Annotated in this window: 14 protein-coding genes; all 14 read left to right on the plus strand. The window is 63.7% G+C overall.

Going from position 1 to position 13691, the window contains the following annotated elements; all coding sequences use genetic code 11:
• The first annotated feature begins 5 nt into the window (after nucleotides 1-5).
• Genes DFR51_RS18750 through DFR51_RS07335 form a run of 14 tightly spaced genes read left to right on the plus strand, consistent with a single transcriptional unit; the run spans nucleotide 6 to nucleotide 13690 of the window.
• The gene (locus DFR51_RS18750; protein WP_126494764.1) at nucleotides 6-191 is read left to right on the plus strand and encodes a hypothetical protein; all 186 of its coding nucleotides are present in this window, start codon (nucleotides 6-8) and stop codon (nucleotides 189-191) included.
• Nucleotides 191-2212, plus strand: coding sequence for an NADH-quinone oxidoreductase subunit NuoG (nuoG, locus tag DFR51_RS07280; protein WP_121048586.1), 2022 nt, complete (start codon nucleotides 191-193; stop codon nucleotides 2210-2212). Before DFR51_RS18750 ends, nuoG begins: the two co-directional genes overlap by 1 nt.
• Complete coding sequence (nuoH, locus tag DFR51_RS07285; protein ID WP_121048589.1) at nucleotides 2212-3258, plus strand: NADH-quinone oxidoreductase subunit NuoH; 1047 nt, start codon at nucleotides 2212-2214, stop codon at nucleotides 3256-3258. The genes nuoG and nuoH overlap by 1 nt, the downstream gene beginning before the upstream one ends.
• On the plus strand, nucleotides 3255-3809 hold the full coding sequence (locus tag DFR51_RS18755) for a hypothetical protein (protein ID WP_126494766.1): 555 nt from the start codon (nucleotides 3255-3257) through the stop codon (nucleotides 3807-3809). Before nuoH ends, DFR51_RS18755 begins: the two co-directional genes overlap by 4 nt.
• Nucleotides 3806-4294, plus strand: coding sequence for an NADH-quinone oxidoreductase subunit NuoI (nuoI, locus tag DFR51_RS07290; RefSeq protein ID WP_121048592.1), 489 nt, complete (start codon nucleotides 3806-3808; stop codon nucleotides 4292-4294). The genes DFR51_RS18755 and nuoI overlap by 4 nt, the downstream gene beginning before the upstream one ends.
• 49 nt (nucleotides 4295-4343) lie before the next feature.
• Nucleotides 4344-4964 carry an NADH-quinone oxidoreductase subunit J gene (locus DFR51_RS07295; protein ID WP_121048595.1) on the plus strand — a complete coding sequence of 207 codons (621 nt, stop codon included), beginning with the start codon at nucleotides 4344-4346 and terminating at the stop codon, nucleotides 4962-4964.
• Nucleotides 4961-5266, plus strand: a complete 306-nt coding sequence (gene nuoK / locus DFR51_RS07300; protein ID WP_121048598.1) for an NADH-quinone oxidoreductase subunit NuoK — start codon at nucleotides 4961-4963, stop codon at nucleotides 5264-5266. The genes DFR51_RS07295 and nuoK overlap by 4 nt, the downstream gene beginning before the upstream one ends.
• 6 nt (nucleotides 5267-5272) lie before the next feature.
• Complete coding sequence (gene nuoL, locus DFR51_RS07305) at nucleotides 5273-7318, plus strand: NADH-quinone oxidoreductase subunit L (RefSeq protein ID WP_121048600.1); 2046 nt, start codon at nucleotides 5273-5275, stop codon at nucleotides 7316-7318.
• The gene (locus tag DFR51_RS07310) at nucleotides 7315-8874 is read left to right on the plus strand and encodes an NADH-quinone oxidoreductase subunit M (protein WP_121049933.1); all 1560 of its coding nucleotides are present in this window, start codon (nucleotides 7315-7317) and stop codon (nucleotides 8872-8874) included. The genes nuoL and DFR51_RS07310 overlap by 4 nt, the downstream gene beginning before the upstream one ends.
• A complete protein-coding gene (gene nuoN, locus DFR51_RS07315) occupies nucleotides 8874-10319 on the plus strand; it encodes an NADH-quinone oxidoreductase subunit NuoN (protein WP_121048603.1) in 1446 nt (481 codons plus the stop codon). Before DFR51_RS07310 ends, nuoN begins: the two co-directional genes overlap by 1 nt.
• Nucleotides 10316-11026 carry a biotin--[acetyl-CoA-carboxylase] ligase gene (locus tag DFR51_RS07320; RefSeq protein ID WP_121049936.1) on the plus strand — a complete coding sequence of 237 codons (711 nt, stop codon included), beginning with the start codon at nucleotides 10316-10318 and terminating at the stop codon, nucleotides 11024-11026. Before nuoN ends, DFR51_RS07320 begins: the two co-directional genes overlap by 4 nt.
• Nucleotides 11026-11796, plus strand: coding sequence for a type III pantothenate kinase (locus DFR51_RS07325; protein ID WP_121048606.1), 771 nt, complete (start codon nucleotides 11026-11028; stop codon nucleotides 11794-11796). The genes DFR51_RS07320 and DFR51_RS07325 overlap by 1 nt, the downstream gene beginning before the upstream one ends.
• On the plus strand, nucleotides 11793-13442 hold the full coding sequence (locus DFR51_RS07330) for a ribonuclease J (protein ID WP_121048609.1): 1650 nt from the start codon (nucleotides 11793-11795) through the stop codon (nucleotides 13440-13442). Before DFR51_RS07325 ends, DFR51_RS07330 begins: the two co-directional genes overlap by 4 nt.
• A complete protein-coding gene (locus DFR51_RS07335; protein WP_121048612.1) occupies nucleotides 13442-13690 on the plus strand; it encodes a DUF1467 family protein in 249 nt (82 codons plus the stop codon). The genes DFR51_RS07330 and DFR51_RS07335 overlap by 1 nt, the downstream gene beginning before the upstream one ends.
• Nucleotide 13691 lies beyond the last annotated feature (1 nt).

The following is a 13691-nucleotide window of genomic DNA, read 5'->3' on the forward strand; positions in this document are numbered from 1 at the left end:
CGGTCTTGGAGGTGGTCTTCCATGCTTGCGCTGAGCTTGTGGGGCGCTTTGTTTTCGACGGTGCCGATGAAGTGGCGCGCAAGCGTCTCAGCAAGCGCCTCTACATGGGGTGTTTGCTCGTGCTTTTTGTGCTCCCTGTGGCGGCGGGGCTCTGCTTTATCGCTTATGACTTCCTTTGGGGTGATGGCTGATGCCTAAACTTACCGTAGACGGCATCGAGGTCGAAGTCCCCGCCGGAGCCACCGTGCTTCAGGCGTGTGAGGCTGCGGGCAAGGAAGTGCCGCGCTTCTGCTATCACGAGCGGCTTTCGATCGCCGGCAACTGCCGCATGTGCCTCGTCGAGGTGAAGCCGGGACCGCCGAAGCCGCAGGCGTCCTGCGCGCTTCCCGCAGCGGACGGGCAGGAGGTTCGCACCGACAGCCCGATGGTGAAGAAGGCGCGCGAAGGTGTGATGGAGTTTCTGCTCATCAACCACCCGCTCGATTGCCCGATCTGCGATCAGGGCGGCGAGTGCGACCTGCAGGACCAGTCGATCGCCTACGGCCGCGGGCGCACGCGCTACACGGAGAACAAGCGCGCCGTCACCGAGAAGTACATGGGTCCGATCATCAAGACGGCCATGACGCGCTGCATCCATTGCACGCGCTGCGTGCGCTTTGCCGAGGAAGTGGCGGGCACCGACGAGATCGGCGCGCTCTATCGCGGCGAGAACATGCAGATCACCTCGTATCTCGAAGCGGCGGTGAAGTCGGAGCTTTCGGGCAACGTCATCGATCTCTGCCCCGTGGGCGCGCTTACCTCGAAGCCCTATGCGTTCGAGGCGCGGCCGTGGGAGCTGACGAAGACGAGCGGTATCTGCGTGATGGACGCGGTCGGCACCAACATCCGCATCGACGCGCGCGGCCCCGCGGTGCTGCGCGTGCTGCCGCGCGTCAACGACGACGTGAATGAGGAATGGGCGTCGGACAAGACGCGCTACGCGCCGCTCGGCCTTTCCAAGCGCCGCCTCGACAAGCCCTATGTGCGGCGCGGCGGCAAGCTTGAGGCGGCGAGCTGGGCGGAAGCCTTCAACGCCGTGAAAACCGGGCTCTCGGATCTCAGCGGCAACCAGATCGGCGCGGTGGCGGGCGAGCTGCTCGACGTTGAATCGATGGTCGCGCTCAAAGACCTCATGAAGTCGCTCGGTTCGGACCGCTTCGAATGCCGCACGGACGGCATGGCGCTGCCCGCCGGCGGCGCGGGCGCTTACCGCTTCAACACCGGCATCGCCGGGATCGAGGACGCGGACGTCGTGCTCCTCGTCGGCGCGAACCCGCGCTGGGATGCGCCGCTCGTCAACACGCGTCTGCGCAAGGCGGTCCTGAAGAAGGGCGCCAAGGTCTTCAACGTGGGGCCGGAGGTCGATCTCACCTATCCGGTCACGCAGCTCGGCGAGGGCGCGTCCGTGCTCGGCAAGCTTCCGAAGGCTGCGGCTGACGCGCTGAAAAGCGCCACGAAGCCCGCGATCATCGTCGGTGCCGCAGCGCTCACGCGCGGCGACGCGCCCGCGATCCTCGCCGCGCTCGGCAAGATCGCCAAGGCCGCGAAGATGAACGCCGAGGGGTTCAACGTCCTGCACACCGCCGCCTCGCGCGTCGGTGGTCTCGACATCGGCTTCGCGCACGACGGCGGCATCTCCGAAGTGCTCGGCGGTGGTCTGAAAGCGCTCATCGTGCACGGCGCGGACGAGATCGACACCAACCTCGAAGGCGTCTTCAAGGTCTATATCGGACACCACGGCGACCTCGGCGCCCGCGGCGCCGACGTGATCCTGCCCTCGGCGAGCTTCGCCGAGAAGGACGGCACCTACGTCAACATGGAAGGCCGCGTGCAGCGCGCCTACCGCGCCGTATTCGCGCCGGGCGACGCCCGCGAAGACTGGGCGATCCTGCGCGCGCTCTCCGAGGTGCTGGGGAGTAAGCTGCCCTACGACAGCTTCGCCGCGCTCCGTGCCCGTGTCGCCTCCGAATGGCCGCATCTGGCGGAAGAAGGGATCGCTGCGGCTTCCGGCGAGATCGACTTCGGCATGGCCAGCGAGTTCGACGCCGCGCCGATCGGTCGTTTTATCAGTGATTTCTACCTGACGAATGCGGTCGCCCGCGCGTCCGAGGTGATGCAGGATTGCTCCTCGACGCTGCTCCATGGCGCGCCTGCGCTGGAGGCGGCGGAATAATGACGGCGTTCTTTCAGGATCTGATCGGGCCGAACCTCGGCTACCTGGTCGCCACGCTCATCCTCATCCTGCTCATCGCGCTGCCGGTGATGGTTGCGGTCGCCTTCGCGGTCTATGCGGACCGCAAGATCTGGGCGGCGATGCAGCTGCGTCGTGGCCCGAACGTGGTGGGTCCGTGGGGCCTGCTGCAGAGCTTCGCCGACGGCGCCAAGGTCTTCCTCAAGGAGACCATCATCCCGTCGGGCGCGAACAAGGGCGTGTTCCTGCTCGCGCCGATGATCACGTTTACGCTTGCGCTCATCGGCTGGGCGGTGATCCCGTTCGATGCGAGCGCGGTGCTTGCCGACATCAACGTCGGCATCCTCTACCTGTTCGCGGTCTCCTCGCTCGGCGTCTACGGCATCATCATGTCGGGCTGGGCGTCGAACTCGAAATACCCGTTCCTCGGCGGCCTGCGCTCGGCGGCGCAGATGGTGTCCTACGAAGTCTCGCTCGGCCTCGTCATCATCAACGTCGTGCTCTACGCCTCGTCGTTCAATCTCAGCGACATCGTGATGAGCCAGCAGGGCAACATTCTGTTTCTGAACGGCAATATCTTCAATCCGCTGCTGTTCCCGATGGGCATTGTGTTCTTCATCTCGGCGCTCGCCGAAACGAACCGCCCGCCGTTCGACCTTCCCGAAGCGGAAGCCGAGCTCGTCGCGGGTTATCAGGTCGAATACTCCTCGATGAGCTTCGCGCTGTTCTGGCTCGGTGAGTACGCGAACATCCTCCTGATGTGCGCGATGACGTCGATCCTCTTCCTCGGCGGCTGGCTGCCCCCGGTGGACTGGGCGCCGCTCTACGTGATTCCGGGCTTCATCTGGTTCCTTGCGAAGATGGCGTTCGTGTTTTTCGTCTTCGCCTGGGTGAAGGCGACCGTGCCGAGGTATCGCTATGACCAGCTCATGCGCCTCGGCTGGAAGGTGTTCCTGCCGCTCTCGCTCTTCTGGGTGTTCCTGGTCTCCGGGTGGCTGATGTTCTTCACAGACAGGTTTGCGTCGTGAGCGTCGTTGCCTTTCTCCTTCTTGCGCAAGTCTCTGCGCCTGTGACTATAATGATAGAGCAACCGACCGTGCAGTCGCTAACGCTGCCGAACTACCATTACCGCTGCAGGGTTTTTGAGAAGACCGGGAAACAAGGTGCGCTTGAATTTAAGTTTCAAGGTCAACGAGGTTATGTGAATGCCGAAAAGAAATTGACCAAAACTGAATCACAGATTTCAGTTCAGGTCGACGACATCGGTATTCTAAAGGGATATGCGCCGTGGCGGAATCCCAAGTACCCTCAGTATGAATCTTGGCCTCTTAACCTTCATAAGGGGAAAGAGCTTCTGAGGCTCTGGTTTGGCGATGCCGCAGGTGACTCAAAACCGCCTAGTAAGAGCGAGAAATACCTCGTCATCATGGAAGGTTTTTTGAATGATGATGGGAGTTCGGGGAGCGCTTCCAAGCGTGATTATCCGAAATACAATACGCGCTGGCTGGGATTTTGTGACGAAACGTCAACGCCACAAGAACCACTATCCGATGAAGAAGTGAAAGCGTTGGTGCAATGACCGCCATATTCCGCGCTGCCAAATCGATGCTGCTGCTGGAGTTCGTCCAGGGCATGGCGCTCACGCTCAAATACATGTTCAAGCCGAAGGCGACGCTGAACTATCCGTTCGAGAAGGGGCCGATCAGCCCGCGCTTCCGCGGCGAACATGCGCTGCGCCGCTATCCGAACGGCGAGGAACGCTGCATCGCGTGCAAGCTTTGCGAGGCCGTGTGCCCGGCGCAGGCGATAACCATCGAGGCCGAACCGCGCGAAGACGGCTCGCGCCGTACCACGCGCTACGACATCGACATGACGAAGTGCATCTACTGCGGCTTCTGTCAGGAAGCCTGCCCGGTGGACGCGATCGTCGAAGGGCCGAATTTCGAGTTCGCGACCGAAACGCGCGAAGAACTGATCTACGACAAGGCGAAGCTGCTGGCGAACGGCGAGCAGTGGGAAACGGCGATCGCCGCCAACCTTGCGGCGGACGCGCAGTGGCGATAACCGGCCGCAGGCAAAAGAGGGTCGACATGAACAGGGGCGGGGCAAAACCGTGATCGAGGCCATCATCTTCTATATGCTCGCAGGCATTATTGTCCTGTCGGCAACGGCGGTGATCTTCGCCCGCAACCCGGTGCACAGCGTGCTCTGGCTGATCCTGGCGTTCTTCAACGCCGCCGGCCTGTTCCTGCTGCTCGGCGCCGAGTTCATCGCGATGATCCTCGTGATCGTTTACGTAGGCGCGGTCGCGGTGCTGTTCCTGTTCGTCGTCATGATGCTCGACATCGACTTTTCGGAGCTGCGATCCGGTTTCGCGCGCTACATGCCGTTCGGGCTGATGCTCGCCGGTGTGCTGCTTGCCGAACTCGTGATCGCGGGCACGGCGTGGACGCTCGGCGCTGGCGCGCAGGCCGTCGCGGCCGCACCGCTGTCGGCTGCGGGTGACGTGACCAACACCGAGGCGCTCGGCGCGCTCATCTACACCAAATACGTCTACATCTTCCAGGCGGCGGGCATGGTGCTGCTGACCGCGATGATCGGCGCGATCGTGCTGACGCATCGCCAGCGTACCGGCGTGAAGAAGCAGAGCATCGCCCGGCAGAATGCCGTGCGGCCCGAGGAGGCCGTCGATGTCGTCAGCGTGCCTGTGGGCGAGGGGGTGAAACTCAAATGATCGGCATCACCCACTATCTCACCGTCGCGGCGATCCTGTTCGTCCTCGGCGTGCTCGGCATCTTCCTCAATCGGAAGAACGTGATCGTCATCCTGATGTCGATCGAGCTGATCCTGCTTGCCGTGAACATCAACCTCGTGGCGTTCTCGGCATTCCTTGGCGATCTCGTGGGCCAGGTGTTCGCGATGTTTGTGCTCACCGTCGCGGCGGGCGAGGCGGCGATCGGCCTTGCCATCCTCGTCATCTACTTCCGCAACCGCGGCACCATCGCGGTCGACGACATCAACATGATGAAGGGCTGAGCGGGCGTGCTTCATACCATCGTATTCCTGCCGCTGCTCACGGCGATCGTTGCCGGTCTCGGCAACCGCGTGCTCGGCAACACGCTCGCCAAGGCGATCACCACGGGCGGTCTGTTTCTGGCGTGCGCGCTGTCGTGGGCGATCTTCATTCCCGTGCTGATGGGCCAGCCCGTCGAGGGCCAGCCGGTCATGGAATGGTTCCGCTCGGGCGGTCTCGTCGTCGATTGGTCGCTCCGGCTCGATACGCTCACCGCCGTGATGCTCGTCGTCGTCACGACCGTGTCGGCGCTCGTGCACCTCTATTCCTGGGGGTACATGGCGGAGGATCCCGATCAGCCGCGCTTCTTCGCGTATCTGTCGCTGTTCACCTTCGCGATGCTGATGCTCGTGACGGCGGACAACCTCGTGCAGATGTTCTTCGGCTGGGAAGGCGTCGGCCTCGCATCTTACCTGCTCATCGGCTTCTGGTACCACAAGCCGTCCGCGAACGCGGCCGCCGTGAAGGCGTTCGTCGTCAACCGCGTCGGCGACTTCGGCTTCTCGCTCGGCATCTTCGGCGTGTTCATGGTGTTCGGCACCACGGACATCGCGAACATCCTTGCCGCCGCGCCGGACTATCAGGGTTCGACCTTCGAATTCCTCGGCATGCAGGTCGATACGCTGACCACGCTCTGCCTGCTGCTGTTCATTGGCGCGATGGGCAAGTCCGCACAGCTCGGTCTCCACACCTGGCTGCCGGACGCGATGGAAGGCCCGACGCCGGTCTCCGCGCTCATCCACGCCGCTACGATGGTGACGGCAGGCGTGTTCATGGTCTGCCGCCTGTCGCCCCTCTTCGAAACCAGTGAGATCGCGCTCAACGTCGTGACATACGTGGGCGCGGCGACGGCACTGTTCGCGGCGACGGTCGGCACGACGCAGCACGACATCAAGCGCGTGATCGCCTATTCGACGTGTTCGCAGCTCGGCTACATGTTCTTCGCGGCAGGCGTCGGTGCCTACGGCGCGGCGATGTTCCACCTGTTCACGCACGCCTTCTTCAAGGCACTGCTGTTCCTCGGCGCAGGCTCGGTGATCCATGCGATGCACCACGAGCAGGACATGCGCTACTACGGCGGCCTTCGGAAGCACATCCCGCTCACGTTCTGGGCGATGACGCTCGGCACGCTCGCCATAACGGGCGTCGGCATCATCGGCGTGTTCGGTTTCGCGGGCTTCTATTCGAAGGACGCGATCATCGAGAGCGCCTTCGCGGCGGGCACGCAGTCCGGCTATGTCGCCTTTGCGGTCGGCATCTTCGCCGCACTGCTCACCAGCTTCTATTCGTGGCGCCTCGTATTCCTCACTTTCTTCGGCAAGCCGCGCTGGTCGCAGAGCGAACATATCCAGCACGCTGCGCACGGCGATCACGGGCATGATCACGCCCACGGTCACGATGATCATCATGCGCACGCGCACGATGGAGATGGTACGCTCGGCTATCACCCGCACGAGAGTCCGGTGAGCATGCTCATTCCGCTCGGCGTCCTGTCGCTCGGCGCGGTGTTCGCGGGCTTCCTCTTCCAGCATGCGTTCATCGATGCGGAAGGCGGCGTGGCGTTCTGGAAGGGCGCACTCGCGTTCGACGCGCACCTCGCCCACGCTTCGCATGAAGTGCCGTTGTGGGTGAAGCTGTCGCCCGGCATCGTGATGCTGATCGGGCTGTTCATCGCCTGGAACAACTACCTTCGCGATCCGGCTGCGCCGGCGCGCTTCGTGGCGATGTTCCGCGGCCTTCACGCCTTCCTCTTCAACAAGTGGTACTTCGACGAGCTGTACGACACGATTTTCGTGCGCCCGGCGAAGTGGCTCGGCCGCTTCCTGTGGAAGAAGGGTGACGAGGGCACCATCGACCGCTTCGGGCCGAACGGCCTTGCGGGGCTGGTGATGAGCGGTGCAGGCGTCGCGCGTCGGCTGCAGACCGGCTACCTCTACACTTATGCGTTCGTGATGCTGATCGGCCTCGCCGCCGCGGCAGCGTGGTTCCTCCCGAAGATGCTGGGCGGCGAATAATGGGCTTTCCGATCCTTTCCCTGATGATCCTGCTGCCGCTTGTGGCAGCCACTCTGCTGCTGTTCGTTCCCGGCGACGAGAACGCGCGGGCAAATGCGGCGCGCTGGGGTGCGCTCGGCATCACGCTTGTCGAGCTGGTGCTCGGTGTCGTCCTGTGGGCACAGTTCGATGTCGGCTCGGCGAGCTTCCAGTATGCCGAAAACCTGCCGCTGTTTGAGCCGTACTTCTCATGGGCGCTCGGCATCGACGGTATCAGCCTGGTTCTGATCGCGCTCAGCGTGTTCCTGATGCCGATCTGCATCCTCGCGTCGTGGACCTCGATCGAAAAGCGCGTGCCGGAATACATGGCGGCGTTCCTGCTGATGGAAGCGCTGATGATCGGCGTCTTCGCGGCGACCGACCTGTTCCTGTTCTATGTCTTCTTCGAAGGCGGCCTCATTCCGATGTATCTCATCATCGGCATCTGGGGCGGCAAGGACCGCATCTACGCCAGCTACAAGTTCTTCCTCTACACGCTGCTCGGCTCGGTGCTGATGCTGCTCGCCATGCTCTATATGGCGAGCGTCGCGGGCACGACCTCGATCCCGCAGCTGCTTGTCTACGACTTCGATCCCAACGTGCAGACGTGGTTGTGGCTGGCGTTCTTCGCGAGCTTCGCGGTGAAGATGCCGATGTGGCCGGTGCACACCTGGCTTCCCGACGCGCACGTGCAGGCGCCGACGGCGGGTTCGGTGATCCTGGCGGGCGTGCTCCTGAAGATGGGTGGCTACGGCTTCATCCGCTTCTCGCTGCCGATGTTCCCGGCGGCCTCGGCAGAGCTGATGTGGATCGTCTTCGCGCTCTCCATGATCGCGGTCGTCGTCACGTCGCTGATCGCGCTCGCGCAGTCCGACATGAAGAAGCTGATCGCGTACTCGTCGGTCGCGCACATGGCGTTCGTCACCGTCGGCCTGTTCGGCTTCAACCAGCAGGCGATCGAAGGTTCGATCGTCGTGATGCTCAGCCACGGCCTCGTCTCGGGCGCGCTCTTCCTGTGCGTCGGCGTTGTCTACGACCGGCTGCACACGCGCGATATCGATGCCTATGGCGGCGTCGCCACGATCATGCCGCGCTATGCGATCCTGTTCATGCTGTTCACCATGGCCTCGGTCGGCCTTCCCGGCACCAGCGGGTTCATCGGCGAGTTCCTCGTGATGATGGGCGCGTTCCGCACGTCCACCTTCGCGACCGCCGTGATCTGCACGGGCATCATCCTCGGCGCCGCGTACATGCTCTACCTCTACCGCAAGGTGGTGTTCGGCGAGGCGACGAAGGACGAGGTGCGCGCGATGCCGGATCTTTCCGTTCGCGAAATCCTCTGCCTCGCACCGATCGCGGTCTTCGTGCTGTGGATGGGTGTCGCACCGAACGTGTTCATCGATCCGGTGCGCGCGCCTGTGGCGGCGATCGTCGCCAGGCTGGAGCCGACCGCGCCGCACCAGCAGACGGTTTCGGTCGTGAAAGCGGCCGCAGCCAAACCCCAAACGTCTGAAACGCATACGGCGGAGACCCACTGATGCAGCCGCTCGCGCAATCGCTCGGCATCGCCGCACCGGAAATCATCCTCGCCATCGGCGCGATGGCGCTGCTGATGATCGGCACGTTCCGGGGCGATCGCAGCCTTGGCCTGCTGTCGTGGCTTGCTGTCGCCATCTATGCCGCTGCCGGCCTCTGCATGATCGACGATGCCCCGCGCGCGTTCGCCTTTGACGGGCTTTACGTTGCGGACCTGTTCTCGGATTACCTGAAAACCGTCGTCTACGGCGCCGCCGCCGTCTGCACTGTGATCGCGATCCCGTATCTGCGCCGCGCCCACTCCGACAAGTTCGAATACCCCGTGCTGCTCATGCTCGGCGCGCTCGGCATGGGCATGATGGTTTCGGCGAACGACCTTCTGTCGCTCTACGTCGGGCTAGAGCTGCAAAGCCTCGCCGCCTACGTGCTCGCCGCGTTCCACCGCAGCGAGGCGAAATCCTCCGAAGCCGGTCTCAAGTATTTCGTGCTTGGTGCGCTCGCGAGCGGCATTCTGCTCTACGGCATCAGCCTCATCTACGGCTTCGTCGGCAGCACGAACTTCGTCGCGCTCGGCACGCAACTTGAAGGTTCCGCGTCGATCGGTGTGATCTTCGGCCTTGTCTTCATCTTCGCCGGTCTCGCTTTCAAGATCAGCGCCGTGCCGTTCCACATGTGGACGCCCGACGTTTACGAAGGTGCGCCGACACCGGTCGCCGCCTTCTTTGCCTCCGCGCCGAAAGTGGCCGCGATGGGTCTTCTCGTGCGCGTCGCGATCGAAGGCTTCGGCGGCCTTGCCGATGAATGGCGCCAGATCATCGCTTTCGCCGCGGTTGCCTCGATGATCCTGGGCGCCGTTGGCGCCATCGGGCAGACGAGCATCAAGCGCCTGCTTGCCTATTCGTCGATCAACAACGTCGGTTTCGCTCTCATCGGCCTTGCCGCTGGGACGGAGCAGGGCATTGCGGGCGTGCTGTTCTACATGGGCATTTACGCGGCGATGACGGTGGGTTCGTTCCTCGTCGTCCTCGCGCTCCGCGACCCGGACGGTACGCCGGTGGACGACATGGCGCGCCTCGCGGGCCTCTCGAAGACGCGTCCCGGCCTTGCCGCCGCGCTTGCCGTGTTCATGTTCAGCCTTGCCGGCATCCCGCCGATGCTCGGCTTCTGGCCGAAGTTCAGCGTGTTCAACGCCGCCATTGCAGCCGATATGTACGTGCTTGCGGTGATCGGCGTCGTCACGTCGGTGGTTGGCGCTTACTATTACCTGCGCGTCGTGAAGCTCGCCTACTTCGATGAGCCCGTAGGCACTCTCGCACCCGGCGAAAGCCGCGTGAACGGCATCGTGCTGACGGCGGCGGCCGTGTTCTGCTCGCCGGTCGGGATGCTTGCCATCGCACCGCTGGTGGCGTGGGCGACGGCGGCGGCGCGCATCATCGTCACCGGATGAATTTTCGCATCGTCGATCTCGCCGAAACCGGCAGCACGAACGACTGGATCGCCGAGCACCCGGAAAACGGGCTCTGGGTCCGCGCCGACCGCCAGACGGCAGGGCGCGGACGCCGTGCGCGAACGTGGACCTCCGAAATCGGCAACCTCTTCACCAGCACCCTCGCCGCGCCTCAGCCGGGTGAGGGGCCTTCCCAGCAGCTTTCGTTCGTGGCGGCGAACGCGCTGCTCGAAACCGTCGCCCGCTGGGTCCCGCGTGACCGGCTGTCGCTCAAATGGCCGAACGATCTGCTGCTGGATGGCGTGAAGGTCGCGGGCATCCTGCTTGAAGGCCATGCGCAGGGTGTCATCATCGGCATCGGCGTCAACCTCGCGCACTTCCCGGAAGGCACCGAGCGCCCCGCCACGAGCCTCGCCGCAGTGGGGATCGCACCGCCATCTGCGCGCGAAGCCTGCCGAACTCTGGCGGAGGCATTCGCCGCGCACCGCCGCCGCTGGCGCGAGGAGGGCTTCGTCGCCACACGTGCGGACTGGCTCGCGGCCGCCGCCGGGCTCGGCAAGCCCATCGTCGCCCGTCTCGGGAACGCGGACCTCACCGGGACGTTTGACGGTCTGGCGGAGGACGGCGCGCTTCTTCTGCGCTTGCCGGACGGGACATTACGGCCCATTCACGCGGGCGAAGTGTTCACATTGGGGGATCGGGCCTGATGCTGCTCGCGATCGATGTCGGCAATACCAATACGATGTTCGCGGTGGTGGATAACGGCGAGATCGTGCACCGCTGGCGTATCTCCACGCAGGCGTCGCGCACGTCCGATGAATATATGGTCTGGCTCACCCAGCTCATGGAGATCGACGGCGTCGACCGGCACAAGGTCCACCGCGTCGTGATCTCCACTGTGGTCCCGACAACGCTCTTCAATCTCGAACGCATGGCGCGGCGCGGCTTCGGCATCGATCCGCTGGTCGTGACAAAGGATCTCGACCTCGGCGTCGGCATCGAGGTCGCGCATCCCGAGCAGGTCGGCATGGACCGCCTCGTCAATTGCGTCGCGGTAGGCGATCGCCACGAAGGCGATTTCATCATCATCGATTTCGGCACGGCGACGACATTCGACATCTTCGTCGGCAATGCCTATACGGGCGGCATCATCGCGCCCGGCATCAATCTGTCGGCGGAGGCACTCTACGTCGCCGCCGCGCAATTGCCGCGTGTTGCCGTCGCGCCGCCCAAGGGTGGCAAAGCCAAAGGCTTCGATACCGTGTCCGCCATGCAGTCGGGTATTTTCTTTGGTTATCTCGCGATGATCGAGGGGTTGGTCGCCCGCCTGAAGGCGGAGGCCGCGGGGCCGATGAAAGTTCTGGCAACGGGCGGCCTTGCCGTCCTGTTCGAGCCCTACACCAGCGTGATCGATGTCGTGGACGTCGATCTCACGGTGCGCGGCCTTACGATTATCGATGAAAGGAACAGGCTTTGAAGCCTGGAAAAGAACTGATCTTCCTGCCGCTCGGCGGCTCGGGCGAGATCGGCATGAACGTCAATCTCTACGGCTGCAACGGCAAGTGGATCATGGTCGACCTCGGCATGACCTTCGCCGATCCGAACCTGCCGGGTATCGAACTGGTCCTCCCCGATCTCTCCTTCATCGAGGATCGACAGAAGGATCTTCTCGGCATCGTCCTCACGCACGGGCACGAGGACCATATCGGCGCGATCCCTTATCTCGTCGGCGATTTCGACGTGCCGCTGTTCGCGACGCCGTTCACCGCGGGCCTCATTCGCAAGAAGCTGATCGAGGAAGGCATCGAACGTGATGTCGAACTGAACGTCGTGCCTCTTGAGGGCGAGGTCAACCTCGGCCCCTTCAAGTGCCGTTACGTGCCGCTCGCGCACTCGATTCCCGAAGGCAATGCACTCCTCATCGAAACGCCCTACGGCAAGATTTTCCACACCGGCGACTGGAAGCTGGACGAGGCGCCCGTGCTCGGCGTGCCCTCCACCGCCGAGGAACTGACCGCGCTCGGCGACGAAGGCATCCTCGCGCTCGTCGGCGATTCCACCAACGTCTTCAATCCCGAGGCCTCGGGCAGCGAAACCGGCGTGCGCGAAGGCCTCGACAGGGTGATCGCGGGCCACAAGGGCAGGGTGCTCGTCACCACCTTCGCTTCGAACGCCGCGCGTCTCCATACGCTCGGCGAGGTCGCGAAGGATACGGGCCGCAAGATCTGCGTCGTCGGGCGCTCGCTTGATCGCATCCTCGAAGTGTCGAAGAGCGTCGGCTACCTCACCGATTTCCCGCCCACCGTGTCGCACGAAGAGGCGATGAAGGTGCCGCGCGACAGGCTGCTCATCGTCTCCACGGGCGCGCAGGGCGAGGCGCGCGCCGCGCTCTCCCGAATCGCGGAGGGCGATCATCCTCACATCAAGCTCGAACGCGGCGACCTCGTTGTCTATTCGTCGAAGCAGATTCCCGGCAACGAGATCTCCATCGGCCGCGTGCAGAACGCGCTTGCGGCGCGGGGCATCGAGATCATCACCGATCGGCAGGCGCACGTGCATGTTTCCGGCCATCCCGGCGTTCCCGAGCTGGAATCGATGTACGGCTGGATTCGCCCGCAAATATCGATCCCCGTCCACGGTGAGCGCCGCCATATGGAAGAGCATGCGCGGCTCGCGCGCCGCTTCGGCGTTCAGGAAGCGGTCGTGCCGGTGAATGGTAGCGCCATCCGCCTCGCACCCGGCAAGCCGCAGATCATCAGCCACGAACCCGTCGGCCGCCTCGTCCTCGATGGAGACGTCATTCTCCCTGCCGACGGCGCCACGATGCTCGCGCGTCGCCGCATGATGCACAACGGTCTCATCGCCGTGTTCGTCGTGATCGACGGCAAGAACCGCCTTGTGGCGCCGCCGCAGGTGCAGTCGCACGGCGTTCCTGTCGAAGATGACCGCGACGAGTTCATCGACGATTGCGTCTCCGCCGCAAGCGAAGCTGCCGCGAAGGCACGCAGCAACGGTGAAGATGCGCTTGCCGAGGCAATCCGTGTCGCCGTCCGCCGCACCGCGCGGGATTGGACCGGCAAAAAACCGATTACCGAAGTCACCGTCACAAGGATCAAAGGCTGATGGGCTGGGGATCGATACTCGCGATCTATCTTCTGATCTGGACGGTGACGCTGTTCACCGTCCTACCGTTCGGCGTCCGCACCTCCGAAGAGGCGGGCGAAGACAAGGTGAAAGGGCAGGCCGACAGCGCGCCCGCGCGGCCGATGCTCGCCAAGAAACTGGTCTGGACGACGATCATTTCGGCCGTCCTGATGGTCGGCGTCTGGTGGCTGGGCGAGGCGGGCTACCTCGACTTCATGCCCAACTGAG

The sequence above is a fragment of the Sphingosinicella microcystinivorans genome (assembly GCF_003634215.1).
GTDB lineage: Bacteria > Pseudomonadota > Alphaproteobacteria > Sphingomonadales > Sphingomonadaceae > Sphingosinicella > Sphingosinicella microcystinivorans.

Coding starts and splice junctions, on each gene's coding strand:
- DFR51_RS07325 (WP_121048606.1), top strand. CDS start 11,026: ATGCTGCTCGCGATCGATGTCGGCAATACCAATACGATGTTCGCGGTG.
- nuoN (WP_121048603.1), top strand. CDS start 8,874: ATGCAGCCGCTCGCGCAATCGCTCGGCATCGCCGCACCGGAAATCATC.
- nuoG (WP_121048586.1), top strand. CDS start 191: ATGCCTAAACTTACCGTAGACGGCATCGAGGTCGAAGTCCCCGCCGGA.
- nuoH (WP_121048589.1), top strand. CDS start 2,212: ATGACGGCGTTCTTTCAGGATCTGATCGGGCCGAACCTCGGCTACCTG.
- nuoK (WP_121048598.1), top strand. CDS start 4,961: ATGATCGGCATCACCCACTATCTCACCGTCGCGGCGATCCTGTTCGTC.
- DFR51_RS07320 (WP_121049936.1), top strand. CDS start 10,316: ATGAATTTTCGCATCGTCGATCTCGCCGAAACCGGCAGCACGAACGAC.
- nuoI (WP_121048592.1), top strand. CDS start 3,806: ATGACCGCCATATTCCGCGCTGCCAAATCGATGCTGCTGCTGGAGTTC.
- DFR51_RS07335 (WP_121048612.1), top strand. CDS start 13,442: ATGGGCTGGGGATCGATACTCGCGATCTATCTTCTGATCTGGACGGTG.